The organism is Pseudomonas sp. SCT, from assembly GCF_003864275.1.
Lineage (GTDB): Bacteria > Pseudomonadota > Gammaproteobacteria > Pseudomonadales > Pseudomonadaceae > Stutzerimonas > Stutzerimonas stutzeri_AE.
Genome location: NZ_BDJA01000004.1, coordinates 314469 through 340186, shown reverse-complemented (window position 1 = coordinate 340186; position 25718 = coordinate 314469). Strand labels below are relative to the sequence as shown.

At 64.3% G+C, this 25718-nt stretch carries 28 protein-coding genes and 2 pseudogenes; 13 read left to right on the top strand and 17 right to left on the bottom strand.

Annotation, left to right across the window (positions count from 1 at the left end):
* Window position 1 precedes the first annotated feature (1 nt).
* From BHD08_RS12755 to BHD08_RS12745, 3 genes are read left to right on the top strand one after another with little or no spacing between them, the layout of a single operon-like run.
* Entirely contained in the window at window positions 2–1792 is a 1791-nt protein-coding gene (locus BHD08_RS12755; protein WP_015278619.1) for an acyl-CoA dehydrogenase C-terminal domain-containing protein, read from the top strand.
* Window positions 1793–1817: 25 nt separating this feature from the next.
* Window positions 1818–2981 carry an iron-containing alcohol dehydrogenase gene (locus BHD08_RS12750; protein ID WP_125022675.1) on the top strand — a complete coding sequence of 388 codons (1164 nt, stop codon included), beginning with the start codon at window positions 1818–1820 and terminating at the stop codon, window positions 2979–2981.
* Window positions 2982–3017: 36 nt separating this feature from the next.
* On the top strand, window positions 3018–3449 hold the full coding sequence (locus BHD08_RS12745; protein WP_015278617.1) for a thioesterase family protein: 432 nt from the start codon (window positions 3018–3020) through the stop codon (window positions 3447–3449).
* A gap of 118 nt (window positions 3450–3567) precedes the next feature.
* Here BHD08_RS12745 and BHD08_RS12740 read toward each other — a convergent pair whose 3' ends face one another.
* The 4 genes and pseudogenes from BHD08_RS12740 to yrfG all read right to left on the bottom strand — a co-directional run bounded on the left by BHD08_RS12740 (window position 3568) and on the right by yrfG (window position 8577).
* Complete coding sequence (locus BHD08_RS12740; RefSeq protein ID WP_015278616.1) at window positions 3568–4026, bottom strand: hypothetical protein; 459 nt, start codon at window positions 4024–4026, stop codon at window positions 3568–3570.
* A gap of 202 nt (window positions 4027–4228) precedes the next feature.
* Window positions 4229–5077 (bottom strand): formate dehydrogenase accessory sulfurtransferase FdhD, encoded by an 849-nt coding sequence (fdhD, locus tag BHD08_RS12735; RefSeq protein WP_015278615.1) that lies wholly within the window; start codon window positions 5075–5077, stop codon window positions 4229–4231.
* An 87-nt stretch (window positions 5078–5164) separates the two neighbouring features.
* A pseudogene (locus BHD08_RS12730) lies at window positions 5165–7727 on the bottom strand (PAS domain-containing protein).
* A 169-nt stretch (window positions 7728–7896) separates the two neighbouring features.
* Entirely contained in the window at window positions 7897–8577 is a 681-nt protein-coding gene (gene yrfG / locus BHD08_RS12725; protein WP_106156244.1) for a GMP/IMP nucleotidase, read from the bottom strand.
* A 117-nt stretch (window positions 8578–8694) separates the two neighbouring features.
* Here yrfG and nudE point away from each other — a divergent pair, with 117 nt between their 5' ends.
* Window positions 8695–9261, top strand: a complete 567-nt coding sequence (gene nudE, locus BHD08_RS12720; RefSeq protein WP_125022673.1) for an ADP compounds hydrolase NudE — start codon at window positions 8695–8697, stop codon at window positions 9259–9261.
* On the top strand, window positions 9258–10076 hold the full coding sequence (cysQ, locus tag BHD08_RS12715) for a 3'(2'),5'-bisphosphate nucleotidase CysQ (protein ID WP_015278611.1): 819 nt from the start codon (window positions 9258–9260) through the stop codon (window positions 10074–10076). Before nudE ends, cysQ begins: the two co-directional genes overlap by 4 nt.
* Window positions 10077–10141: 65 nt before the next feature.
* Here cysQ and BHD08_RS12710 read toward each other — a convergent pair whose 3' ends face one another.
* Window positions 10142–10594, bottom strand: coding sequence for a thioesterase domain-containing protein (locus BHD08_RS12710; RefSeq protein WP_015278610.1), 453 nt, complete (start codon window positions 10592–10594; stop codon window positions 10142–10144).
* A 183-nt stretch (window positions 10595–10777) separates the two neighbouring features.
* A pseudogene (locus BHD08_RS12705) lies at window positions 10778–11198 on the bottom strand (YkgJ family cysteine cluster protein).
* A gap of 185 nt (window positions 11199–11383) precedes the next feature.
* Between BHD08_RS12705 and BHD08_RS12700 the strand changes: the two are divergent.
* The 5 genes from BHD08_RS12700 to BHD08_RS12680 all read left to right on the top strand — a co-directional run bounded on the left by BHD08_RS12700 (window position 11384) and on the right by BHD08_RS12680 (window position 16522).
* Window positions 11384–13834, top strand: coding sequence for a glycogen/starch/alpha-glucan phosphorylase (locus BHD08_RS12700; protein ID WP_125022669.1), 2451 nt, complete (start codon window positions 11384–11386; stop codon window positions 13832–13834).
* A gap of 180 nt (window positions 13835–14014) precedes the next feature.
* Window positions 14015–15025 (top strand): class 1 fructose-bisphosphatase, encoded by a 1011-nt coding sequence (locus BHD08_RS12695; protein WP_015278607.1) that lies wholly within the window; start codon window positions 14015–14017, stop codon window positions 15023–15025.
* 3 nt (window positions 15026–15028) lie between these two features.
* Entirely contained in the window at window positions 15029–15631 is a 603-nt protein-coding gene (locus BHD08_RS12690) for a DUF924 family protein (protein WP_015278606.1), read from the top strand.
* Between the two features lie 77 nt (window positions 15632–15708).
* Entirely contained in the window at window positions 15709–15963 is a 255-nt protein-coding gene (gene bamE / locus BHD08_RS12685) for an outer membrane protein assembly factor BamE (RefSeq protein ID WP_015278605.1), read from the top strand.
* 25 nt (window positions 15964–15988) lie between these two features.
* Complete coding sequence (locus BHD08_RS12680; protein WP_125022667.1) at window positions 15989–16522, top strand: lipocalin family protein; 534 nt, start codon at window positions 15989–15991, stop codon at window positions 16520–16522.
* A 12-nt stretch (window positions 16523–16534) separates the two neighbouring features.
* On the opposite strand, the gene BHD08_RS12675 is transcribed toward BHD08_RS12680, so the two are convergent.
* The gene (locus BHD08_RS12675) at window positions 16535–16960 is read right to left on the bottom strand and encodes a hypothetical protein (protein ID WP_125022665.1); all 426 of its coding nucleotides are present in this window, start codon (window positions 16958–16960) and stop codon (window positions 16535–16537) included.
* A gap of 78 nt (window positions 16961–17038) precedes the next feature.
* Between BHD08_RS12675 and pip the strand changes: the two genes are divergently transcribed.
* The gene (gene pip / locus BHD08_RS12670; protein ID WP_125022663.1) at window positions 17039–18013 is read left to right on the top strand and encodes a prolyl aminopeptidase; all 975 of its coding nucleotides are present in this window, start codon (window positions 17039–17041) and stop codon (window positions 18011–18013) included.
* A complete protein-coding gene (gene dtd / locus BHD08_RS12665) occupies window positions 18010–18447 on the top strand; it encodes a D-aminoacyl-tRNA deacylase (protein WP_015278601.1) in 438 nt (145 codons plus the stop codon). The genes pip and dtd overlap by 4 nt, the downstream gene beginning before the upstream one ends.
* An 8-nt stretch (window positions 18448–18455) precedes the next feature.
* On the opposite strand, the gene BHD08_RS12660 is transcribed toward dtd, so the two are convergent.
* From BHD08_RS12660 to ubiE, 10 genes are all read right to left on the bottom strand, one after another.
* On the bottom strand, window positions 18456–18881 hold the full coding sequence (locus tag BHD08_RS12660) for a UPF0158 family protein (RefSeq protein ID WP_015278600.1): 426 nt from the start codon (window positions 18879–18881) through the stop codon (window positions 18456–18458).
* A gap of 173 nt (window positions 18882–19054) precedes the next feature.
* Window positions 19055–19762, bottom strand: coding sequence for a 16S rRNA (uracil(1498)-N(3))-methyltransferase (locus BHD08_RS12655; protein WP_015278599.1), 708 nt, complete (start codon window positions 19760–19762; stop codon window positions 19055–19057).
* Window positions 19759–20562 carry a twin-arginine translocase subunit TatC gene (tatC, locus tag BHD08_RS12650; protein ID WP_015278598.1) on the bottom strand — a complete coding sequence of 268 codons (804 nt, stop codon included), beginning with the start codon at window positions 20560–20562 and terminating at the stop codon, window positions 19759–19761. The genes BHD08_RS12655 and tatC overlap by 4 nt, the downstream gene beginning before the upstream one ends.
* On the bottom strand, window positions 20559–20987 hold the full coding sequence (tatB, locus tag BHD08_RS12645) for a Sec-independent protein translocase protein TatB (protein WP_015278597.1): 429 nt from the start codon (window positions 20985–20987) through the stop codon (window positions 20559–20561). Before tatB ends, tatC begins: the two co-directional genes overlap by 4 nt.
* A 66-nt stretch (window positions 20988–21053) precedes the next feature.
* On the bottom strand, window positions 21054–21284 hold the full coding sequence (gene tatA, locus BHD08_RS12640) for a twin-arginine translocase TatA/TatE family subunit (protein ID WP_015278596.1): 231 nt from the start codon (window positions 21282–21284) through the stop codon (window positions 21054–21056).
* A gap of 20 nt (window positions 21285–21304) precedes the next feature.
* On the bottom strand, window positions 21305–21637 hold the full coding sequence (locus BHD08_RS12635; RefSeq protein WP_015278595.1) for a phosphoribosyl-ATP diphosphatase: 333 nt from the start codon (window positions 21635–21637) through the stop codon (window positions 21305–21307).
* Entirely contained in the window at window positions 21630–22025 is a 396-nt protein-coding gene (gene hisI, locus BHD08_RS12630) for a phosphoribosyl-AMP cyclohydrolase (protein WP_015278594.1), read from the bottom strand. The genes BHD08_RS12635 and hisI overlap by 8 nt, the downstream gene beginning before the upstream one ends.
* 50 nt (window positions 22026–22075) lie before the next feature.
* Window positions 22076–23686, bottom strand: coding sequence for a ubiquinone biosynthesis regulatory protein kinase UbiB (gene ubiB / locus BHD08_RS12625; RefSeq protein WP_125022661.1), 1611 nt, complete (start codon window positions 23684–23686; stop codon window positions 22076–22078).
* Entirely contained in the window at window positions 23683–24306 is a 624-nt protein-coding gene (locus tag BHD08_RS12620) for an SCP2 domain-containing protein (protein ID WP_125022659.1), read from the bottom strand. The genes ubiB and BHD08_RS12620 overlap by 4 nt, the downstream gene beginning before the upstream one ends.
* The gene (gene ubiE / locus BHD08_RS12615) at window positions 24306–25076 is read right to left on the bottom strand and encodes a bifunctional demethylmenaquinone methyltransferase/2-methoxy-6-polyprenyl-1,4-benzoquinol methylase UbiE (protein ID WP_015278591.1); all 771 of its coding nucleotides are present in this window, start codon (window positions 25074–25076) and stop codon (window positions 24306–24308) included. The genes BHD08_RS12620 and ubiE overlap by 1 nt, the downstream gene beginning before the upstream one ends.
* A gap of 245 nt (window positions 25077–25321) precedes the next feature.
* Here ubiE and BHD08_RS12610 point away from each other — a divergent pair, with 245 nt between their 5' ends.
* A complete protein-coding gene (locus BHD08_RS12610; RefSeq protein WP_125022657.1) occupies window positions 25322–25597 on the top strand; it encodes a polyhydroxyalkanoic acid system family protein in 276 nt (91 codons plus the stop codon).
* Window positions 25598–25718 lie beyond the last annotated feature (121 nt).

Below are 25718 nucleotides of genomic sequence, written 5' to 3'. Positions count from 1 at the left end.
CATGGAATACAAGGCTCCCCTGCGTGACATGCGCTTCGTGTTGCACGAGCTATTCGATGCCACGGCCCATTGCGAATTGCTCGGCAATGGCCTGGATCGCGAGCTGATCGACGGCGTGCTGGAAGAAGCCGCGCGCTACACCGGCGGCGAGATCGCGCCGCTCAATCGCAACAGCGACGAAGAGGGCGTGACCCTGGAAAACGGCGAAGTCCGCACCCCGCAGGGCTTCGTCGAGGCGTACAGGCAGTACGTCGACAACGGCTGGGCGAGCATGACCGGGCCGACCGAGTACGGCGGCCAGGGTTTTCCGCAATTGGTCGCCTGCAACTTCCACGAAATGCTGATGGGCGCGTCGCTGTCCTTCCGCATCTACTCCGGCCTGACCGAGGGCGCGGTGCTGGCGCTGTACAAGCACGGCAGCGACGAGTTGAAGAACGCCTATCTGGAGAAGCTGGTCAGCGGCAGCTGGAGCGGCACCATGTGCCTCACCGAGCCGCAGGCGGGCACCGACCTGGCGCTGCTGCGCACCCGGGCGGAGCCGCAAGCGGACGGCAGCTACAAGGTCAGCGGCAGCAAGATCTTCATCTCCGGCGGCGAGCACGATATGAGCGAGAACATCGTGCATCTGGTGCTGGCACGCCTGCCGGATGCACCGGCCGGGGTGAAAGGCATCAGCCTGCTCTTGGTGCCCAAGTTCATCGCCAATGCCGACGGTACGCTGGGCGAGCGTAACGCCCTGAGCTGCGGCGCCGTCGAGCACAAGATGGGCATCAAGGGCGCGGCTACCTGCGTGATGAACTTCGACGGCGCCACCGGCTGGGTCGTCGGCGCGCCCAACCAGGGCCTGGCGTGCATGTTCACCATGATGAATGACGCGCGTTTCCAGGTCGGGCTGCAGGGCCTCGGGATCGCCGAGCAGGCGTATCAGGGCTCGCTGGCCTACGCCCGCGAGCGTTTGCAATCGCGCGGACTGGCTGGCGTGCAGCACCCGGACAAACCGGCCGACCCGATCATCGTGCACCCCGATGTGCGGCGCATGCTGCTCACCCAGAAGACGCTGGTAGAAGGCAGCCGCATGCTGGCGGCTTACTGCGCCCGGCAGCTGGATCTCGAACATGGCCATCCCGAGCCGAGCCATCGCAAGGCTGCGAGCACGCGTGCGGCGTTGCTGATCCCCATCGTCAAGGCCTTCTTCACCGACATGGGCCAGGAAGTCGCGAGCCTGGGCGTGCAGGTCTACGGCGGCCACGGCTATATCCGCGAGTGGGGCATGGAGCAGCTGATGCGCGACAGCCGCATCACCCAGCTCTACGAGGGCACCAACGGCATCCAGGCGCTGGACTACATCCGTCGCAAGCTGCTCGGCGATGGCGGTGCAGAGCTTTCGGCGCTGCAGGCGGAATTCAGCGAAATCTGTGATCGGCAGATCGACCGCCCGGCGCTGCATGACATGGCCAGCAAGGTGCAGGCGCGGATCGGCGAGTGGCGCGAGCTGACTGCCGAGATCATCGCTGCCACCGGCCGCGATCCGCAGGAGATCGGCGCGGTGTCGGTGGATTTCCTGCAGTACTCGGCCTATGTCCTGTTGGCCGGGCTGTGGCTGCAGGCAGCCGGTCGTGCGCAGGACGCGCTCGAGCAGGGCAGCGCTGAAGAGGCGTTCTACCAGGCCAAGCTGGCCAGTGCGGACTTCTACCTGCGCCGCGTACTGCCGCGGGCGAGTGCGCATCGGGAAGCGATTCAGGGTGGGGCCGCGTGCCTGATGGCGCTGCCGGAAAGCGATTTCGCGTTTTGAGCTAATCCGATCACAGGAGGCACCGATGCATCCGTTCAGCTTTGCCACAACCGCGCAATTGATCTGCGAGCCCGGCTCTTCCCGCCGTTTGGCCGGTCTATGCAAGGAGCGCGGCGCGCGTTCCGTACTGGTCGTCACCGATCCGGGGATTACCCGTTTCGGCCTGCTCAATGAGGTGCTGCCTGGCTTCGAAAACGAAGGCCTGGCAGTTGCGATCTACGACCAGGTAATCGCCGATCCGCCGGAGCACATCGTCATGGCGGCGGTGGAGCAGGCCAGGGCACTGGAAGCCGATCTGATCATCGGCTTCGGTGGCGGCAGCTCGATGGACGTCGCCAAGCTGGTCGCCTTGCTGGCGCATCCGAGCTGCGCGCAGTCGCTGCAGGACATCTACGGCGTCGGCAATGCCAAGGGCCGGCGGCTGCCGCTGATCCAGGTGCCAACCACCGCCGGCACCGGCTCCGAGGTGACGCAGATCGCCATCATCACCACTGGCGAAACCACCAAGATGGGTGTGGTATCGCCACTGCTGCTGCCAGATCTGGCGCTGCTCGATGCCGACCTCACCCTTGGCCTGCCCCCAGCGGTGACCGCAGCCACCGGTATCGATGCCATGGTGCACGCCATCGAGGCCTACACCAGTGCGTTGAAGAAGAACCCCATGTCCGATCTGCTGGCCCGCGAGGCGCTGCGCCTGCTGGCCGCCAACCTCGATGAGGCGGTGCATAACGGCAGCAACCGCGAGGCGCGCCAGGCGATGCTGCTCGGCGCATGCCTGGCCGGGCAGGCATTCGCCAACGCGCCGGTGGCGGCTGTGCATGCGCTGGCCTATCCATTGGGCGGCAACTTCCATATCCCGCATGGTCTGTCGAACGCGCTGGTGCTGCCGCAGGTGCTGCGCTTCAACGTCAGCGCGGCGAGCACGCATTATGGCGAGCTGGCGCCGATCATCCTCGGCGACCGGCTGCGCACGGGTGACCCGTCGACCTACGCCGAACAGCTGATCGAGGAGTTCGAGCAGATGAGCGCCCGCGTCGGCCTGCCGACCCGCCTGCGCGACGCCGGTGTGCCGGAGGCGATGCTGCCGCAGCTGGCCAAGGAAGCGATGCTGCAACAGCGCCTGTTGGTCAACAATCCGCGTGAAGTGACTGAGGCCGATGCGCTGGCGATCTACCAGGCCGCCTATTGAGCGGCTGTCCATCAATCTGCGCACCTGGAGACCACCATGCCCGAGCAGCCCAAGCACCTGCGCCGTGATTACAAGCATTTCCAGCCGATCACTACGCGCTGGCATGACAACGATATCTACGGCCACGTGAACAACGTCGTCTATTACGGCTTTTTCGACACGGCGGTGAACAACTACCTGATCCAGCAGGGCGGACTGGATATCCGAGATGGCGACATCGTCGGCTTCGTGGTCAGTTCGGCCTGCGATTACTTCGCCTCGATCGCCTACCCGGACCTCATCGAGGTCGGCGTACGGGTGGCGAAGCTCGGTAACTCCTCGGTGCAGTACGAGCTGGCAATCTTCCGCGAGGGCGAGCAGGAGGCCAGTGCGGCGGGGCGCTTCGTGCATGTGTTCGTCGAGCGGGCAAGCAATCGGCCGACGCCGATTCCGGGCCGCTTGCGTGCGGCGCTGGAGGCGTTGGCGTAGGGGTCATCCTGACGGTCGATGCGTGACAAGCAAATCGCCCGGAGGCGGCAGGGCCGAATCCGGGCGATGGGTGTGGCTTCGCTTTCAGCAGGTCGCTGTGCGCTGATGGCTCAAGCGCTTAATGGTGCTTGTGGCGATGCTTGTAGTGCCCCTTGGCCTTGCCGGGCGGGCCATAGTAATGGCTATCGCGATAGCGGCGGTCGCCGCGGTAGCGGTCATCATCGTCGCCGTAGGCATTACCGATTGCGCCACCGGCACCACCACCCACAGCCGCGCCGATCAGGCCGCCGGTACTACCGCCTACTTTCTGGCCAATGACATTGCCGCCGGCTGCGCCCAGACCGCCGCCGATCGCCGCTTCGGTGCGGCTGCGTTTGTCTGCGCCGACCATGCCGCCGGCTGCGCCGCCGACACCGGCACCGATGGTGGCACCGGTAGAGCCACCCAGATGTTCTCCAACTACGGAGCCCAGCGCGCCGCCGAGCGCACCGCCGACGGCTGCTTCGGTGTTGCTACCGGCAACGGCAACACCGCTCAGCAGGCTGGCAGACAACAGGAAAATCGAGGCGTACTTCATGGTGTGATCCCATATGAGGAATTGCGCCGTGATCCTTACTCGCCGCTTCGCTTCCGGCAAGGGCTTCCCGATGAAATGCGTGATGCAGTTCCTGTTTGTTAACTAATTGATTTTACGGCGGAACTTTCATTTGTTTGGGCTGTCTCGATCTGCTTGGGGCCCGCTAGACGACAGCTGTAAGTGCTCGTTGCGGCTCGACCGTTCAGCGAGCATTGAGTGTCGGCACTGCCGGGCTGTAGACGCGTGGCGGGCTGTGGTGCGGCAGGTGGATGAGATTCAGGTTGTGCCGCTGTGCCCACTTGGCGGCGAGGCCGGTGGGGGACGACAGGCTCACCAGAGTCGGAATGCCGGCTCGCTGTACCTTGTGCACCAATTCCAGACTGCAGCGGCTGGTGACGATGGCCAGGCCGCCCTCCGCAGCTTGATTCGCGCGGGCCAGGGCGCCGATCAGCTTGTCCAGCGCGTTATGTCGGCCAATGTCCTCACGGCCCAGACGGATCTCGCCATTGGCATCCATGAACAGCGCAGCGTGGACGGCACCGCAGTCTCGACCCAATGGCTGAAACTCGCCGATACGTTGCCGTAGGTCCTGCAGCCAGTGCGAAGGCGGCAACGCTGACGGCGCCAGCGCCGGCAACCTGGGTAATGCCTGTTCAAGCGCCTCGACGCCGCAAAGCCCGCAGCTGCTGTTGCCGGGCAGCTGGCGGCGTTGTTGCTTTAGCCGCCAGAAGGCGCGACTGGCGATGTCGACCTCGGCGCGACGGGCGCTGCCGCAACCATGCACGCGGATGTCATAGATGTCGTCGAGGCTGTCGACGAAGCCGTTGGCCAGGCTGAAACCCACCACGAAATCCTCGAGGTCGGCCGGGGAAATCATCATCACCGCCTGGCTGAGGCCGTTATAGGCAATGGCCAGCGCGCATTCTTCGGCAAGATCGACCGAGCGCTGCTCGGGCTCGTCGATTGGCTGATAGCAATAGCGCTGGCTGGCGCCGGCGGGCGATTGCACGGCACCGGCGAAGGCAGCGGTCAGGCGAGACGGAGCATTCATCGGCAGCTGGGTTCCTGAATGGTGCAGGGCCGGTGCGCTGGGGCAGTCCGGCGGATAGGGTTATGACCCCATCCGGCCGCGGACGATTCACCGTTGGTCGTTCTCCATCAGCATGTCGCAGACGCGCTTGGCCAGGGCATCCAGATTGAATGGCTTGCTGATCATGTCCATGCCCGGTTCGAGGAAGTCCGAGCTGGCCGCCTGCTTGGCATAACCCGTCATGAACAGCACCGGCAGGCCAGGGCGCTGCTGCCGCGCGGCATCGGCGAGCTGGCGGCCGTTCATGCCTGGCAGGCCGACATCGGTGACCAGCATATCCACGGCCGCGCTGCTTTCGAGGATGCGTATCGCCGCATTGCCGTCGGCAGCCTCCAGCGCCTGGTAGCCGAGCATCTCCAGGACGTCGATCACCAGCAGGCGCACCGCTGGATCATCTTCGACTACCAGGACCGTTTCGCCCTGCTTGGCTCGCAGCGGGCCTTCGATCTCTTTAGCCGGTAGCGCTGCGACGCCCTCTTCTTCATACACCGGCAGGTAGAGGCTGACCTGGGTGCCTTCGCCGGGTTCGCTGGCGATCTGAATATGGCCGCCCGCCTGCCGAGTGAAGCCGTAGACCATGGACAGGCCGAGCCCGGTCCCCTGCCCGATGGGCTTGGTGGTGAAGAACGGCTCGAAGACACTGGCGAGTACCTTGGCGCTCATTCCGCAGCCGCTGTCGGTCAGGCGGAGGATGACATAGCGACCAGCGGCCAGATCACCCACCTCGCCTTGGCTGTACAGCTCGACGTTGCGGGTTTCCAGCAGCAGGCTGCCGCCGTCTGGCATGGCGTCACGGGCATTGATCACCAGGTTGAGCAGGGCGCTTTCCAACTGGTTTTCGTCGCTGGAGACCGGCCAAAGGCCCTGCTGCAGGCGATTATCGATGTGGATGTGGCGACCCAGGGTGCGGCTGAGCAGGTCGTGCATCGATTCGATCAGCTGGTTCAGCTCGACCCGCTTTAGGTTCAAGGGCTGGCGCCGGGCAAAGGCGAGCAGGCGGTGCGTGAGCGCTGCAGCGCGATTGGCCGAGGTCACCGCGGCATCGATGAAGCGCTGGGTCTCGCCATGGCGCCCGGACTGGATATAGCGCTGGATCAGGTCAAGCCCGCCGATTATGCCGGTCAGCATGTTGTTGAAGTCATGGGCGATGCCGCCGGTCAGTTGGCCCACCGCCTCCATCTTCTGCGCCTGACGCAGCGCCTCCTGCGCCTGCTCGCGGCTGGCCATTTCCTTGAGCAGGCGCTCGTAGACTTCCGCCAGCGCCTGAGTGCGCTCCTGGATGCGGCTCTCCAGCGTCTCGTTGAGTTCGCGCAGGGCCTGTTCGGCACGCCAGCGTTCGGTTACGTCCAGCGCCATGACGAAGAAACCGAGCACGTTTGCGTGGCAGTCGCGACGGGGCAGGTAATGCACCAGCATTCGACGAGGCTGGCCGTCGCGATGCGGGCTATAGGCCTCGAAGGTCACGTCCTGGCCGGCAAGCGCGGCGCGGATGTTCACCTGTCGCTCGGCATAACCGCGCTCGCCGAGCACTTCGCGCGCAGTCTTGCCCAGCAGCCATTCGGTCGAATGGCCAAACCACTCGGTGTAATAGCGGTTATTGAAGCGGAAGCGTTCCTCGGAGTCGATGTAGCCGATCAGCACCGGCAGGGCATCGGTGATCATCTTGAGTTCGGCCTCGCGCTGGCGCAGCGCATCTTCGCTGGCCTGCTGGCTGGTGATGTTCATCACCGCGCCGGGGAAGCGCAATGGCCGGCCCTGCTCGTCGCAATGGCAGCGTCCGCGGGCCAGCGCCCAGCGCGTGGCGCCATTTTCGCCGCGTAGCCTGTAGCGCTCGTCGAGATTGCCGCGCTCGGTGATGCAGCGTTGCAGTGCGACGCGCAACCGTGGCACGTCGTCGGGATGCACATGATCGAAAAAGGCTTCGCTGCTCAGGCCCTTGGGCCCGGACTGTGCCACCGGCAGAATGCGCGATAGCTCAGCGCCAGGCGGTATTTCGCTCGATTGGATGGCCCAGTCCCAGATGCCGATCAGGTCGCTGGCTTCGAGTGCCAATTGCAGGCGCTGCTCGCTGGCTCGGTGGACTTCGGCGCTGAGCTTGTAGTGCAGGGCGGTTTGCGACAGGCGGGTTTCGGTGCGTACACGCTCGCTGGTTTCGCTCAGGCACAGCAGCAGGCCGCCGATGCTGCGCGGGGTGTCGCGGATGGGGCTGAGGGCGAGGTCGAACCAGGCTTGCTCCAGCACGCCTTCACGCTCGATCGCCAGCTGCTGGTTGCGCAATACCCGTGGCTCGCCGCGGCGGGCGGTGTCGCAAGCCGGGTTGAGCAGTTCCCAGGTCGCCCCCCCAGCGGTGGCAGGCTGGCTGGCCGAGTTCGGCTGGATGGCGGTCGCCGATCAGCGCTGCATGGGCATCGTTGTACAGCTGCAGCGCCTGCTCGCCCCAGAGAATGCACATCGGCAGCGGCGCTTCGAGCAGGGTGTCCAGCAGCAGTCGCAGCGCCGGCGGCCAGGTGTCCGGGGCGCCGAGCACGGTCGCACCCCAGTCGAACCGGCGAATGCGCTCGCTCATCTCACTGTGACTGTGGGGCCAGAGTTCGGCGCCTACTGCTGCCATGTTGCTTCCTATCGATCATCCGTGGCTGAACTACGAGCGCAAGGCGTCTGCTGCCTTTCCGTTCGCTGTTTCGATGCGTGTCGGCCCGGCTCGTCCTGAGCGGGTTTGCTGCCGACGGCAACTACCGACCTAGTGTAAGGCCTTCAGACGTCAGTGGCAGCGCCTGCCGTCACGCTTGCTCGCCGAGCAGGTTGCGCACCAGCTCCCGATAGTCGCCGACCGCGGCGAATTCTTCGGTGTCCTTGGCCGGACGCCGGCTATCCGGCTCGCGGACCGCAAGCAGATGAGCGATGCCGAAACGCTCGGCGCTGCGCAGGATCGGCAGGCTGTCGTCGATGAACAGCGCACGTGCCGGATCGAAGTCCAGATCCTGACGCAGCGCGTGCCAGAACTGTGGCTCTTCCTTCGGATAGCCGTAGTCGTGGGAGCTGATCAGGCGGTCGAACCAGGGCGCCAGTTCGACTTTCTCCAGCTTGAGTGACAACGAGTCGCGGTGCGCATTGGTAATCAGCACCACACGTTTGCCGGCTTCGCGCAGCGCGGCGAGAAAATCGTCGGCCGAGGGACGCAGCGCGATCAGTTCGGCGATCTCGCGTTTCATTTCACGAATCGGCAGGTTCAGCTCGCGGGTCCAGTAATCCAGGCAGTACCAGGTCAGCTTGCCGACGTGTTCGTTGAACAGCGGCGCGAGTTCCAGCTCGGCCATGGCGCGGCTGATGCCGTGCAGTTCGGCGTAGCGCTGCGGCAGCAGTTCGAGCCAGAAGTGGTTGTCGAAGTGGAGGTCCAGCAGCGTGCCATCCATGTCGAGCAGGACGGTATCGATGTCGGACCAGGGCAGGTTGGCGGTCATTGGCGGGCTCGGTCGGCGGTGGAGGGAATGACGGCTGCGGTCAACTGGTCGCAAAGCGTTCGCGGCCGGTGCAATAAGCCGGGTTATGATAGCCGCTCGCGTTTCCAGGAGTTTCCCATGCGCCAGAAACCCACAGTACTTGCCCGTGAGATCGTCGCCAGCAGCCGCCTGTTCCGTGTCGAAGAACTGCAGCTGCGTTTTTCCAATGGTGTCGAGCGCACCTATGAACGCCTGGTCGGCAGGGGTAGCGGCTATGGTGCGGTGATGATCGTGGCGCTGGCCGACGCGGAGAATGCGCTGCTGATCGAGGAATACTGCGGCGGCACCGACAGTTACGAACTGTCACTGCCCAAGGGATTGATCGAGCCGGGTGAAGACGTGCTCGAGGCTGCCAATAGGGAGCTCAAGGAGGAGGCCGGGTTCGGTGCGCGGCGCCTGGAGCTGCTCACCGAGCTGTCGTTGTCGCCGGGCTACATGAGCCAGAAGATTCAGGTGGTGCTGGCGCGCGATCTGTATCCCGAACAACTGCCTGGCGACGAGCCCGAGCCGATGCGGCTCGACAAGGTCAGCCTGTACGAGCTGTCGAGCCTGGTGCAGCATCCGCAGTTCAGCGAAGGACGTGCACTGGCGGCGCTCTATCTGGCACGCGATCTTCTCACCCAGCGCGGAGAGTTCGGCCAATGAACCATCCGTATCTGTCGTCGGTAATCGATCTGGTGCGCCAGGCCGGCGCGGTGATCCTGCCGCACTGGCGCAGCGAGCTGGCGGTGCAGGCGAAGGCTGATGACTCGCCGGTAACCGCTGCCGACATGGCTGCACATCGCGTGCTGGCGGACGGGCTGAGAGCGCTGGATGGCGCAATCCCGGTGCTCTCCGAAGAGGACTGCGAGCTGTCGCTGGCCGAGCGCGCCAGCTGGACGCGCTGGTGGTTGGTCGATCCGCTGGATGGCACCAAGGAGTTCATCGCCGGCAGCGAGGAGTTCACCGTCAATGTCGCGCTGATCGAAGAGGGCAAGGTGCGTTTCGGTGTGGTCGGCATCCCGGCATCCGGGCGCTGCTATTACGGCGGCGAGGACTTCGGTGCGTGGCGCAGCGAGGCGGACGGCGCGGCAGAGCCCTTGCGCGTGCGCAGGCAGCCTGTCGACGCGTTCACCGTGGTGGCCAGTCGACGCCACAGCAGTCCGGCACAGGAGCAGTTGCTGGGCCGTCTGGGCGAACGATTCGGTGAGCTGGCGCTGGCCAACGTGGGCAGCTCACTGAAGTTCTGCCTGCTCGCCGAGGGTGCCGCCGACTGCTATCCGCGTCTGGCGCCGACCTCGCAGTGGGACACCGCAGCGGCGCAAGGCGTGCTGGAGGGGGCAGGCGGTGAAGTGCTGGACGTCAGCGGCGTTCCGCTGCGCTACGAGGCGCGCGCGAGTTACCTCAATCCGTCATTCCTGGCATTACCCAAAGACGTCGACTGGCGTGACTGGCTGATCGAGCTGGCCAACCGCGGCTGAACCTGGCGTGGCTGCCATCTAGCGCCTGAGCGGAACTGCCGCAACAGCGGCTCCATGCTGATGGCCTACTTGTGCAGGACGAACTGCCCGGTGAAACGCACAGCGTCACGACCGTCGGCGGCGAGGATGCGGCTGTTGAGTTCCAGGCGCGAACGGCCCCGGCGGCGGTAGATCGACTCGAAACGCTCCCAGGCTTCGGGGCTTGGTGCCGAGCAGATGGCCATCGCATCGTCCACTACCGGCAACGGGTACTCGATCTTGCCTTCGTGGATGACGATATGGCCGTCTTCGATACCGGCTTCGCGCAGCCGCAGGTGCAACCAGCCCCAGCCTGCCAGCACGGCGGCGCAATACAGACTGCCGCCGAACATGCTGCTCTTGTGATTGATGTTCGGCTGCAGCGGTACCTGCAGGCGCAACTCGTGATTTTCCCACTGTTCGACGCGCAGCCCTAGCGAGCGGGTCAGCGGGATGTCGTGGTGGAGAATGGCTTCCAGGTAGCGGCTATCGCGGCTCATGCCGGGTAGGTTCCTAAACGTTGCGAAGATACAGACAGACGCCAAGCATGACTCTTGAGTCACGGTTTGGCCAGTCCGTTCACGGCATTTGCCGGGGCGCGTAAAAGCGGCTCTTCAGCTGCGTTGCAGGTGTTCCGGTTTTGGTGCTGCAGGTGTCGGTGGCGACGTTCGGTGGTGCGCCGCTCAGCCGGCTGACTTGCTGCGATAGGCACAGTACCCGGGGCGCGGGCCGATGCGTGGGTGGTTGCGGCAGGTGTCCGGACGCTTGGCATAGACCGTGCAGAGTCTGCTTTTGCGATCCAGATAGAGGCAATCGCCGTTGGTCAGGCGCGTCAGCGTGAAGATTTCGTGCTTGTGGTTGAAGTGCTCGACGATGCCCGCCTTGCTCAGTCGCTTGGCGATGTTCTTTGCCGGCTCGTCGCGCTCGAAGGCATCGACCAGCTCCAGGCGAATCAGGTCGTCGATGCGCACCTCCACCGGCAGCGTGCAGCAGGTGGCATGGCAGTCGCGGCACAGGCCGGCGCTGTAGCGCACCCAGGTTTCCAGGCGCTCGGGGTCGGCGGAGGCGATCAGTCTTGTCTTCACGGGCAGTCTTTCGGGGCATTCGGGCGCGCGCATCATAGCGAGCCGCACGGCGATTGCCAGCGCTGTCCGACAGCGGCGACCGGACGGGCGGTAGCGCAGATGTAAAGGAAACCTGCAACGCTTTTTCTGGAACGTCGAACGGAGGTGAACGGGCACGGCTGCCGCGAGTCCCTCTTGTGTGTCTTCGCTAACCGAGGTCTGTCCATGACGCAGGAAACAGCCATTGCCACCGCCGAAGAAGTTGCCGCTTTCCGGGAGCGGGTGTTGCGCAAGCTCACCTATTCGGTGGGCAAGGATCCGGAGAACGCTTCCGATTACGACTGGTTCCATGCGGTAGCCCTGGCCACCCGCGACAGCACCATCGACCGCTGGATGGATTGCACCCGTGAGGCCTACAACAGCGGACAGAAGCGGGTCTACTACCTCTCGCTGGAATTCCTTATCGGTCGGCTGCTGGTCGACAGTCTGAGCAACCTGGGCTTGTTCGAAGTGGCGCGCGAGGCGCTGGCCGGGCTCGATGTGGATATCGACCGCATCCGCCTGCTGGAGCCGGACGCGGCGCTAGGCAATGGCGGCTTGGGGCGGCTCGCGGCCTGCTTCATGGAAAGCATGGCGACCCTCGGTGTGGTCTCCCATGGCTACGGCATTCGCTACGACCACGGTCTGTTCCGTCAGGCGATCGTCGACGGCTGGCAGCACGAGCAGACCGAAACCTGGCTGGACTTCGGCAACCCCTGGGAGTTCGAGCGTTCGGAGGTCAAGTACCTGATCGGCTTTGGTGGCAGCGTCACCGCGACCACCAACGACAAGGGCGAGGTGCAACATTTCTGGCACTGGGCCGAAGGCGTGCGGGCGATCGCCTATGACACGCCGATCGTCGGCTGGCGCGGTGCCGGGGTGAACACGCTGCGCCTGTGGCGTGCCCGTCCGGAGGCGGATTTCCACCTGGCACGCTTCAACGCGGGCGACCATATCGGCGCCGCGGCGGAAGAAGCTCGCGCCGAGAGCATCTCCCGCGTGCTCTATCCGGCCGACAGCACCGAGGCCGGGCAGGAGCTGCGTCTGCGCCAGGAATATTTCTTCGTTGCCGCCTCGCTGCAGGACTTGCTGCGCCGCCACATCAAGCAGCGCGGCTCGTTGGACAGCCTGCCCGAGTACACGGCCATCCAGCTCAACGACACCCACCCGGCCATCGCCGTGGCCGAGCTGATGCGCCAGCTGGTCGACGTGCACAGCTACGAGTGGCAGCAGGCCTGGCGCCTGACCACGGCGACGCTGTCCTATACCAATCACACGCTGCTGCCCGAAGCCCTGGAAACCTGGCCGGTTGGGCTGATGGAGCGCCTGTTGCCGCGGCACATGCAGATCATCTACCTGATCAACGCTCATCATCTGGACTGCCTGCGCGAGCGGGGCATTCACGATGCCGAGCTGCTGCGCTCGGTGTCGCTGATCGAAGAGGATCATGGTCGTCGGGTGCGCATGGGCAACCTGGCATTCCTGGGTTCGCACAGCACCAACGGCGTTTCCGCGCTGCACACGCAGCTGATGCGCAAGACCGTGTTCACCGATCTGCACGGCTTGTATCCGCAACGCATCAACAGCAAGACCAATGGCATCACCTTCCGCCGCTGGCTCTATCAGGCCAATCCGCAGCTGACCCAGTTGCTGGTGGAGCACCTCGGCGAGGAGGTCCTCGATGAGCCGGAAACCCGCCTGCGCGAGCTCGAGCCCTTTGCCGAACAGGCCGCGTTCCGCCGGCGCTTCGCCGAACAGCGGTTGGCCAACAAGCGTCATCTGGCCAACGTGATTCAGGAGCGGCTGGGCATCAGCGTCGACCCGAACGCGTTGTTCGATGTGCACGTGAAGCGCATCCACGAATACAAGCGCCAGTTGCTCAACCTGCTGCACACCGTCGCGCTGTACCAGGCGATTCGCTCCGATCCGGGCGGCAACTGGGTGCCGCGGGTGAAGATCTTCGCCGGCAAGGCAGCAGCCAGCTACCACCAGGCCAAGCTGATCATCAAGCTGACCAACGATATCGCCAATACGATCAACGCCGACCCCACGGTGCGCGGCCTGCTCAAGGTGGTGTTCCTGCCCAACTACAACGTCAGTCTGGCCGAGGACATCATCCCGGCGGCCGATCTATCCGAGCAGATATCCACCGCCGGGTTGGAGGCTTCGGGCACCAGCAATATGAAGTTCGCCCTCAACGGCGCGCTGACCATTGGCACGCTGGATGGCGCCAACGTGGAGATGAGTGAGCAGATCGGCCTGGAGCACATGTTCATCTTCGGCCTGACCGCGCAGCAGGTGAACGCGCGCAAACAGGCCAACGAATACAACGCCGAAGCCATCATCGGCGCTTCGCCGCGGCTCAGCGAGGTGCTCTCGGCAATTCGCGGCGGCGCGTTCTCGCCCGGCGACGCGGGGCGCTATAGCGGGCTGGTGGACGGCATCAGCTGGCACGACACCTTCATGGTCTGCGCAGATTTCGAGGCCTATTGGCAGGCGCAGCTGGATGTCGAAGCGTGCTGGCGCGACCCTGACCGCTGGTGGCGTTCCTCGGTGCTGAACACGGCGCGTACCGGCTGGTTCTCCTCGGACCGCACCATTCGTGAATACGCCCGGGAGATCTGGAAAGTGATGTGACGGCACGCGCGCCGGGACACCATTCCCGGCGCGCGGTCACTCTGCACGCAGCGCCACCGGTGCTGGCAAACTGGTTGCCGCTGCGCTGAACTCTGTGGGGGCGCGACCGGTCTGAGGGGAGTTAGTTTTCCTACGGCCTGCTAAACTGCGCGGGTTTATCCTTCCTCCGGAGTCATTTCCATGTCACGCGTAACCCTCAGCCGCTACCTCATCGAGCAGACTCGCAGTAACAACACGCCTGCTGATCTGCGCTTTCTCATCGAGGTCGTGGCGCGAGCGTGCAAGGAAATCAGCCATGCGGTCTCCAAGGGCGCCCTCGGCGGCGTACTCGGCAGCGCCGACAGCGAGAACATCCAGGGCGAAGTGCAGAAGAAGCTCGACGTCCTGTCCAACGAGATTCTGCTAGAGGCCAACGAGTGGGGCGGCCACCTGGCCGGCATGGCCTCCGAGGAAATGGACAACGCCTACCAGATTCCCGGCAAGTACCCGAAGGGTGCCTATCTGCTGGTCTTCGATCCGCTGGACGGCTCCAGCAACATCGACGTCAACGTCTCGGTCGGCACCATCTTCTCGGTGCTGCGTTGCCCCAACCAGTGCTTCTCGCAGAACGACAGCCTCGGCGAGGAGGCCTTCCTGCAGCCGGGCACCGAGCAGGTGGCCGCCGGTTATGCCATCTACGGTCCGCAGACCATGCTGATCCTGACTCTCGGTCACGGCGTGATGGGCTTCACTCTGGACCGCGAGCTGGGCAGCTTTGTGCTGACCCACGAGCACCTGCGCGTGCCGCAGAGCACCGCCGAATTCGCCATCAACATGTCCAACCAGCGCCACTGGGAAGAGCCGGTCAAGCGCTATGTCGGCGAGTTGCTGGCTGGCAAGGAAGGCCCGCTGGGCAAGAACTACAACATGCGCTGGATCGCCTCGATGGTCGCCGACGTGCACCGCATCCTCACCCGCGGCGGGCTGTTCATGTACCCGCGCGACAACCGCGATCCGTCCATGGCCGGCAAGCTGCGCCTGATGTACGAAGCCAATCCGATGGCGATGATCGTCGAGCAGGCCGGCGGTGCCGCTACCAACGGCACGCAGCGTATTCTGGAAATCCAGCCTGAATCGCTGCACCAGCGGGTGCCGGTGTTCCTCGGCTCGAAGGAAGAAGTCGAGCGCGTCACCGGCTACCATCAGGGCTGATCGATGCAGGCGCCCTGGCAGGAGTTGCTGAATTGGTGGTTCGGCCAGGGCTCCAGTGCAACCGGGATCGCTGCCGAGAAGCAGCAGCTCTGGTTCGGTTACCGAGCACAGCAGGATGCCGAGGCGCGCGAGCGCTTCGGCGAACTGGTCGAGCAGGCGCTGAACGGTGAACTGCAGGATTGGGCGGAGCTGCCCGAGGGTTGGCTGGCGCTGATCCTGCTGCTCGATCAGCTACCACGCATGATCCATCGCCAAACGCCACGAGCCTTCGCCGGCGACGAACGCGCGCAACAGCTTGTTCGCGACGGCCTGGCGCATGGCGGTGACATGCTGCTGGCGCCGATCCAGCGCGTGTTCATCTACCTGGTGCTGGAGCACGCGGAAAACCTGGCGGTGCAGGACCTGGCGGTCGCGCACTTCAGTGCTCTGCGTGATATTGCCGATGAGCAGGAACAGCCGCTGTTCCTCGGCTTCCTCGACTACGCCGAGCGCCACCGCGAAGTGATCTCGCGCTTCGGCCGCTTCCCCCATCGCAACGCCATTCTCGGTCGTGAATCCAGCGACACCGAGCAATTATTTCTGGAACAGCCGGGCTCGTCCTTCTGAGGTCGGCTACTACTCGGGCAACGCCTGTGGCGCCTTTGCGCTGGGCATTGAACCTTAGAACAAGCAAGGAGCTCGATATGTCATTGCGTACCCCATTTCTGCTTGCCTGCGCCGTGTTGCTGGTTGCCTGCAGTCCGGTCACCCAGGAGAACTTCGCCAAGCTCAAGCCCGGCATGGAACGGGTGGAAGTGGAAAAGCTGCTCGGTAAGCCCTCTGAATGCGCGGGTGCGCTGGGTATGTCCAGCTGCACCTGGGGTGAGAAGAACCGTTTCATCAGCGTCCAGTTCGCCGGCGACCAAGTGATGATGTTTTCCGGCAAGGGCCTGAAGTAGCTATCAACGTAGCTTGGAGAGTCCGATGCGTGCGAGTGTGGTCCTGCTGTGCCTGACGCTGTTGAGCGGATGCGTGGGTGGTAGCCGCGAACAGCCCCCCGAGACCGTAGGCGAGGTGGACCTCCAGCGCTATCAGGGAACCTGGTACGAGCTGGCGCGCTTGCCGATGTTCTTTCAGCGTGATTGCGTGCGCTCCGAAGCGCATTACCAGTTGCAGGCCGACGGCAGCGTGGCAGTGACCAACTGCTGCGAAACCGAAGACGGCGACTGGCAGGAAGCCAAAGGCGAAGCGGTGCCGCAGCAAGCCGGCAGCACCGACCGGCTCTGGGTACGCTTCGATAACTGGTTCAGCCGGCTCTTTCCCGATCTGACCAAGGGGCACTACTGGGTGCTTTATCTGGATGAGGGCTATAGCACGGCGCTGGTCGGCAGCCCGGATCGCAAGTACCTCTGGTTGCTGGCACGCGATACCGAAGTCGACCAGGCGACACGCAAGCGTCTGCTCCATGAGGCTGAGCGACGCGGTTACGACACCAGCGAGCTGCTCTGGCGCCAGTGATCGTCTGGCCTGTCAGTCCCATTCCAGGCGCGCCAGCTGCCATTCACCCTGCTCCTGGCGCCACTCGAGCTTGACCTGATAATGCCCCGCCTGCTGCGGCAGCAGTGCCTCGGCGCCAGTGAGCGCTACCTGCGCCTCGGTATGGCCGCGATCAGGATAGGTCGGATCGACCCAGCTGCGCTGGCTGAGGGCGATTACCCGAACATTGCGATGACGCAGGAACATCAGCGTTGCGGTGCGTCTTGCCCACTCGCGGTCGTATTGGCGCTGGGCCTGGAAGTCGGCATGCAATAGCTCCATCAGCGCCCCGGTCTGCTTGCTCTCCAGCTTTGCCTGCAACTGCTCCACCGCCAGCTGCAATGCCGCTTCCGGGGTGTTGCCACCGCAGCCGACGAGTGCCAGCAGCACCGCCAGCACCGCTATTTTCCATGCTGACATGCTCAACTCCGTTAACCTCGTTATGATGCCGCTAACGTCATGGGGGCCGGCCGGCCCGCCGCAGATCAGGAGTGTGCCATGCAGACCTTGTATCCGGAGATCAAACCCTACGCCCGGCACGAGCTGGCGGTAGAAGAACCGCATGTGCTCTATGTCGACGAGAGTGGGTCGCCGGATGGTCTGCCCGTGCTGTTCGTCCACGGTGGCCCCGGCGGTGGCTGTGACGCCATGAGCCGACGCTTCTTCGATCCGAGCCTGTACCGCATCATCACCTTCGATCAGCGCGGCTGTGGCCGCTCGACACCGCATGCCAGCCTGGAAAACAACACCACAGCGCATCTGATCGCCGACATGCAGCGTATCCGCGAGCATCTGGGCATCGACAAATGGGTGCTGTTCGGTGGCTCCTGGGGCTCGACGCTCTCGCTGGCCTATGCCCAGACCTACCCGGAACACGTGCACGCCCTGATCCTGCGCGGCATCTTTCTCTGCCGGCCACAGGATCTCGCCTGGTTCTATCAGGAGGGCGCCAGTCGGCTGTTCCCTGACTATTGGCAGGATTTCCTCTCACCGATTCCGCCCGAAGAGCGTGACGACTTGATGCAGGCGTTCCACCGACGCCTCACCGGGACCGACCAGATCGCCCAGATGCATGCCGCGAAGGCCTGGTCCTGCTGGGAAGGGCGTACCGCGACGCTGCGTCCGAACAACCAGGTGGTCGATCGCTTTGCTGATACCCACCGGGCGCTGTCGATGGCCCGTATCGAATGCCATTACTTCGTCAATCAGGCCTTTCTCGAACCGGATCAGCTCTTGCGCGACATGCCGAAGATCGCCCACCTGCCGGGCTTTATCGTGCATGGCCGCTACGATGCGATCTGCCCGTTGGACAATGCCTGGGCGCTGCATCAGGCGTGGCCGAACAGCGAGTTGCAGATCATCCGTGATGCCGGGCATTCGGCGGCGGAGCTGGGTATTGCCGATGCCCTGGTGCGTGCTGCCGGCGAGATCGCCCATCGTCTGCTCGATCTGCCGCCGGCGGATGCCGAATGAAGGGGCTGATTCAGCGCGTGCGCCAGGCACGCGTCGAGGTAGCGGGCGAGGTTGTCGGGTCCATCGACCAGGGTTTGCTCGTCTTGGTCGGTGTCGAGCGCGAAGACGACCACGCGCGGGCCGACAAGCTGCTGCACAAGCTGCTCAACTACCGGGTCTTCAGCGACGAGCAGGGCAAGATGAATCGCTCGCTGAAGGATATCGGCGGCGGTCTGCTGCTGGTTTCCCAGTTCACCCTGGCGGCTGACACCCGCAGCGGCTTGCGGCCGAGCTTTTCCAGCGCGGCGCCACCCGCGCAGGGCGAAGCGCTATATGACTATCTGCTGGCGCAAGCGCGCGCCCAGCACCCGCAGGTAGCCTGCGGGCGTTTCGGCGCCGATATGCAGGTGCATCTGGTCAACGACGGACCGGTGACCTTTCTCCTCGAAAGCTGATCAGGATGTCAGTGCCGCACCGGCACTGGCTCCAAATCGTTATCGCGCAACCAGGTGACCGCATATTCGCGCAGCTGCACGGTCTGGTAGTGCAGCCAGGCCTCCCTGACCTCTGGAAAGTCCTCCAGCTTGAAATCGAATGTGCGTAGCGGCTTGCGGCCCTTGAGCGCATTGCTCAGTACTGCATGGGCGATGGGGTCATGCTGGGTGAAGAGGAAGGCTTCACGCATGGCGATCGATTGCGCCAGCTCCAGCGGTTCGATGTGAAGGTAGCGATCCTGCTGTACGTCGTATTTCTCCATGACGCCGGGTGCTGGCTCGCTCGGGAAGACGGCGCGGATCTCGCCGTTCTCTAGATCCAGGTAGTACTCGGCGCTGTCGCGTCCATCCAGAGCGTACTCCAGACGGTGCATGTCTATGGTCAATGGTCGCATGGCAAGAACGGCTCTTTATTGGATTAGGGCATAGGTCAGAGTCCCCGTGCGGTCGCACGGAAACATGAGCAGTCTTAGCCTCTGACTCCCTGGCACCGGGTGGGTGCGTTACGTTCATCGGGGCGCCATGGCTCGCGCGGCGAACGAAGGCCTGGCTGTGCTATGGCGCGGGCTTAAAACAGCCTGGCCAGCAGGGCGCTGACTGCCGTCTCGACGCGCAGGATGCGCTCGCCCAGCTGTACCGGCTGCAGCCCCGCGGCGGCGAGCTTTTCCACCTCGTAGGGAATCCAGCCGCCTTCCGGGCCAATCGCCAGCGTGACAGGCCCAACGACAGCGCGTGGACAGTGCGGATAGTCGCCGGGATGACCGACCAGGCCCAGGGTGCCCGCGCTGAGTTGCGGTAGGCGATCCTCAACGAAGGGCTTGAAGCGCTTTTCGATGATGACTTCCGGCAGCACGGTGTCGCGCGCCTGCTCCAGGCCAAGAATCAGCTGTTCATGGATCGCGGCCGGTTCAAGGAAGGGCGTCTGCCAGAAGCTTTTCTCCACCCGATAGCTGTTCAGCAGCACCAGTTGCGGCACGCCCATGGTCGCGACGGTCTGCAGTACGCGGCGGAGCATTTTCGGCCGCGGAAGTGCCAGCAGCAGAGTCAGCGGCAGCTTGGCCGGTGGCGGTTGGTCGAAGCTGACCTGCAGTTCCGCTTCGCCGGCATCCAGACGCAACAGGCGGCCACTACCCATGTCGCCGCCAAGCAGGCCGACCTTGAGGCTCTCGCCGACTTCCGCGCGATGAACCTGTTGCAGGTGTGTCAGGCGCCGATCACGCAACAGAACATGGTCATCGGCGACGAAGTCTGCCTGCTCGAGCAGTAGCAGGTTCACGGGCGTGGAGCGGGGGGCTGGTCACCGGTTTCCGGCGCTTCGTCCTCGGCGTCGCCGCGGAAATGCGGGTCGCGTTTCTTCACCAGGCTGCCGCAGATCACCCCAGCCTCGAACAGCAGCCACATCGGCACGGCCAGCAGCGCCTGGGAGAACACGTCGGGCGGTGTGAGCACCATGCCGACGGCGAAGCAGCCAACGATCACGTACGGGCGGCTCTTGCGCAGGGTGGCGACATCGACGATACCGACCCAGATCAGCAGGAACGTCGCCACCGGAATCTCGAACGCCACGCCGAAGGCGAAGAACAGCGTAAGCACGAAGTCGAGGTATTGGCCGATGTCGGTCATCATCGCCACGCCTTCCGGTGTCACGCTGGCGAAGAAGCCGAACATGATCGGGAACACCACGAAGTAGGCGAATGCCATGCCGGCGTAAAACAGGAAGATGCTCGACACCAGCAGCGGCACGGCGATGCGCTTTTCGTGCTTGTACAGCCCGGGCGCGATGAAGCCCCAGATCTGGTGCAGGATTACCGGCATCGACAGGAACAGCGCAACCATCAGCGTCAGTTTGAACGGTGTCAGGAAGGGCGAGGCGACGCCAGTGGCAATCATCGTCGCGCCTTCGGGCAGATAGGCGCGCAGCGGTGCGGCGACCAGTGCGTAGATCTGCTGCGAGAAATAGAACAGCCCGCCGAACAGCAGGGCGATGGCCACGACGCAACGCAGCAGGCGCTTGCGCAGCTCGGTCAGATGCGCGACCAGCGGCATTTCCTGGTCGTCGATGGAAGACTGGCTCATGGTTCGGGTGATCTGTCGGGGCGAGGAGTGGGCACGGCTTCGGCGCTGGAGGCAGACGATTCCGCAGGTGGCGCTAGCGTGCTGCCGACGTCGGCTGCGCTGCTGCCAGCGCTGGCGGCGACCTCGGTCGCGTTGCCCGCCGCTGGCGGCGTGGCGGCAGTCGAGGGGCTGGATGGCGCTGGTGGCATGATGCTCTGCTTCATCTCCCGCTCAAGGTCGAGGATGCGCTCGTTATGCAGTTGGCGACGGATCTCGTCGGCGCCGATTTCGCGCTCCACTTCGGCCTTGATGTTGCTGAAGCTGCGCTTCAGCCTGCCAACCCACAGGCCGGTGGTTCGCACCGCACCCGGCAGGCGCTCCGGGCCGAGCACCATCAGCGCCACCAGGCCGACCAGTAGCAGTTCGGTGAAACCGATATCGAACATCAGGACGTGCTCACATCAATAGAGAGAGCGGTCGCGCAGCACTGCGTGACCGCGTCAAGCCAGGGACTAGTCTTTCTTGGTCGGTTCTTCGACCTTGCGCGCTTGCGCATCGATGGTGTGGTTCTGCTTGTCTTCGACGCCGGGCTTTTCCTCGTCGGTGCCCATGGATTTGCGGAAGCCCTTGATCGCATCACCGAGGTCGGAGCCCAGGCCCTTGAGGCGCTTGGTGCCGAACAACATGATGACGATGAGCAGAATGATCAGGAGTTGCCAGATGCTGATGCCGCCAAAACCCATGGTGATATCTCCGATGTGAATCAGGTTTGCGGACGCGCGGCTTTTTCCGCGTGTCCGGAGAGACCGAAGCGTCGATCCAGTTCATCCAGCACTGCCTGCGGGTGCTGGCCGAGCGCGGCGAGCATGACCATGCTGTGGAACCACAGATCGGCGGTTTCGTAGATCAGGTCGCTGGCGTCGCCACTCACGGCGGCGTCCTTGGCGGCGAGGATGGTTTCCACCGATTCCTCACCGACCTTCTCGAGAATCTTGTTCAGGCCCTTGTGATACAGGCTGGCAACGTAGGAGCTGTCCGGCGCCGCACCCTTGCGGGCCTCCAGCACCTCGGCCAGACGGGTCAGGGTGTCACTCATGCTTGTGCTCCGCATAGATGGCGTGCGGGTCCTTGAGAACCGGCTCGACGACTTTCCAGCTGCCATTTTCGAAGACACGGTAGAAGCAGCTTTCCCGGCCAGTATGGCAGGCGATGCCGCCGATCTGCTCGACCATCAGGATGATCACGTCGGCGTCGCAATCCAGGCGCAGCTCATGCAGCCGCTGCACATGCCCGGACTCCTCGCCCTTGCGCCACAGCTTGCCACGCGAACGTGACCAATAGATGGCGCGGCCTTCCTGCGCGGTCAGCGCCAGCGCCTCGCGGTTCATCCAGGCCATCATCAGCACGCGACCGCTCTGGTAGTCCTGCGCGATCGCCGGGACCATGCCGTCGGCGTTCCAGTTGATTTCGTCCAGCCAGTTCATCCGGTTCTCCACTCAATGCGCCCAAGTGTGCCAGCCCGCACCAGCGATGGCTATCGGCGTACCACGATGAAGACGCCGGCCACCAGCATGACCCAGGCCGGCCAGGCGGTGATTGCAGCAAGATTCTCGGCGCTGGCCGCCAGTGTGGCGCCACTGCCAAGCAGCAGCGCGCCGATCAGGCGCAGCGGCCAGCCGCGATGGCGCTCGCGCCAGGGCGGCGGTGGGTTGTTCGCATGGGGGTGCGACATACGCTCGAGCAGCTCGCGGGTCATGTGTGCCAGATGCGGCAGTTGCTCGATCTGTGCGTGCACATTCTTGATCAGCTGCTTGGGGCTCATGCGTTCGCGCATCCAGCGCTCGAGATAAGGCTGCCCGGTGCTCCAGAGGTCGAGATCCGGGTACAGCTCGCGACCGAGGCCTTCGATGTTGAGCAGAGTCTTCTGCAGCAGCACCAGTTGCGGTTGCACTTCCATGTTGAAGCGCCGCGCCACTTGGAACAGACGCACCAGCAGCTGGCCGAAGGAGATGTCCTTCAGCGGCTTCTCGAAGATCGGCTCGCAGACGGTGCGGATTGCCGCCTCGAACTCGTTGACCTTGGTTTCCGCCGGCACCCAGCCCGAATCGATATGCAGCTGCGCGACCTTGCGGTAGTCGCGCTTGAAGAAGGCCATCAAGTTGCGTGCCAGGTAGTCCTGATCCTCGGGCGTCAGGCTGCCGACGATGCCGAAGTCCACCGCGATGTACTGCGGGCTCCACGGCTGATGGGTGCTGACGAAGATGTTGCCGGGGTGCATGTCGGCATGGAAGAAGCTGTCGCGAAACACCTGGGTGAAGAAGATCTCCACGCCGCGCTCGGCGAGCTGGCGCATATCGGTGTTCTGCCGCGCCAGCCCGGCCATGTCGGTCACCGGGACGCCGTAGATGCGCTCCATCACCAGCACCTGCGGGCGGCAATAGTCCCAGTAGATCTGCGGCACGTAGAGCAGCGGCGAGCCTTCGAAATTGCGCTTGAGCTGGCTGGCGTTGGCCGCCTCGCGCAACAGGTCCAGCTCGTCGTAGATGGTCTTGGCGTAGTCGTCGACGACTTCCACCAGGTGCAGACGGCGCGCGTCGATGGAGATGCGCTCGGCGCTGTTGGCCAGCATGAACAGCCAGGCCAGATCCTGACTGATGATCGGCTTGAGGTTCGGGCGCACCACCTTGACCACCACTTCCTCGCCGGAACGCAGCTTGGCCGCATGCACCTGAGCCACCGAGGCGGAGGCCAGCGGCTTGCTGTCAAAGCGGGCGAAGATCTCCCCCACCGACGCACCCAGTTGGCGCTCGATCAGCGCTGTGGCGACGGCTGAATCGAATGGCGGCACGCGGTCCTGCAGCATCGCCAGTTCTTCTGCGATATCCGGCGGCAGCAAATCGCGGCGGGTGGAGAGGATCTGCCCGAACTTGATGAAGATCGGCCCCAGACCTTCCAGCGCCAGGCGCAGCCGAGCGCCACGGGACAGCTCGCTGCGCCGACGTGGAATCCAGCGCCAGGGCAGCAGATAGCTGGTCGCGCGTAGCCACCAGGGCATCGGCAGGTCGAGAATGATGTCATCGAGGCGGTAGCGGATCACCACCAGCAGGATGCGAAACAGGCGGCGTGCGGCGGCGAACAGCTTCATTCGAGGCGATCTGGATTCAGGTTGAGGGCGAGGCGCTCGATGCGGGCTTCGAGTCGGTCGAGGGCAAGTTTCATGTCATCCAGCTCGTCGAAACGCGCCTGGGCTTCGGCCTGGCCGACCAGCATCCGCGATTCCTCGCTGAGGTAGTCGGCAAGATCCTGACGCAGCGAGTCGGCGCTGTCGCGTACCCAGTCCACAGGGCTACGCAGGCTGGAACCGAGCAGTTGTGCGCCGACCGGGCCGAGCCAGCGGGAAACTTCGTATTCCCAGTCCAGCTCCAGATCCTGCAGCACTTCGGCGAGGCTCATCAGCAGTCCGCTGTCACCGTCGATCTCGACCTCGGGGCCATGCAGCACCGCGGTCTTGTTGCGGCTGACGGCCAGGCGCAGCAGGCTGCTCGCTGGCGCGCGCAGGCGGCAATCGGCCTCCGCGCCCCAGTTGCTGGCCAGGCGCAGACCTTCGTTATCGGCGAGAATGAACAGGCGCCAGGCCGGCGCGGTGCAGTCGATCTCGATGATCCGGCCGTTCAGGCGTGCCAGTCGCGGCAGTGCGGTGGGGTCCAGGCGCAGGACGCGATTGATGCCGCGCTCGGCACCGGCCAGCAGGGCAGTGCGCAACATCAGGGCTTGATGCCGCGGTGCAGGGCGACGATGCCGCCGGTCATGTTGTGATAGCTGACGCGCTCGAAACCGGCGGTCTCCATCATGCTCTTGAGGGTTTCCTGATCCGGGTGCATGCGGATCGACTCGGCCAGGTAGCGATAGCTCTCGGCGTCGTTGGTGATCAGCTTGCCCATCATCGGCAACAGGCTGAACGAGTAGGCGTCATAGGCCTTGGAGAACAGCTGGTTGGTCGGTTTGGAGAACTCCAGTACCAGCAGACGGCCGCCCGGCTTCAGCACGCGCAGCATGGAAGCGATGGCGTCTTCCTTGTGCGTCACGTTGCGCAGGCCGAAAGCGATGGTGACCACGTCGAAGTGGTTGTCCGGGAAGGGCAGCTTCTCGGCATCGGCCTGGACGAACTTGACGTTGCCGGCCACGCCCTTGTCCAGCAGCTTGTCGCGGCCGACCTTGAGCATCGAAGCATTGATGTCGGCCAGCACCACCTCGCCGGTAGGGCCGACGATGCGCGAGAACTGGCGGGTCAGGTCACCGGTGCCGCCGGCGATATCCAGCACGCGGTTACCGTGGCGGGCGCCGGACAGCTCGATGGTGAAGCGCTTCCACAGGCGATGCACGCCACCGGACATCAGGTCGTTCATCAGGTCGTACTTGGCGGCCACGGAGTGGAACACCTCGGCCACCTTCTGCGCCTTCTGGCTTTCCGGCACGTTCTTGTAGCCGAAATGGGTGGTCGGTTCTGCGTCATGCGCTTTGCGAGGGTCGGTCATGTCACTTTCGCCGAGAAGAATGTGCCCGGCATTCTAAACCTAAATGGCCGGCTGATAAGCGTCGAGCTGGCCGCGGCCGGCAAAAGGTCTAGCGGCGACATGTCGCAGGGTTGGGGAGGCCGGTCGCCGAGAAGGGAAGTCGCCGTGCGCGCTTGCAGCCTCTTGTGGGCACGCTATGGCTTCCTCCGCCGTTCGTCGCTGCTTTGCTATAGTGCGCGCCTTTTCGGGCGCAGCCAGGAGTCGTAATGGCCCAGATCATCGTCGAGCGTACCCACAATCTTGGCCGCGAGGCCGCACGCGAGAAGGCCGACGAGCTGGCCGCGCGCCTGGCTCGCGAGTTCGGCGTGAGCTGTCAGTGGCAGGGCGATGTGCTGGCCGTCAAGCGCAGCGGCGCGGACGGGCGCATCGAGGTCCACGAGGACAGCGTCAAGGTGCTGCTCAACCTCGGCCTGCTGCTCTCGGCCATGGGCGGCAGCATCAAGGGCCAGATCGAGCGGGCGTTGGACAAGGCGCTGGTCTGAGCTGGCGCCCAGCTTAACGGGCGCCTCGATAGGTGCGGGACGTAGGGTGGATGTCGCTTTTTACATCCAGCGCAGCGCTGCTCGATTGACCTGAACCCGATGGATCGCCACCCGGTGGGCC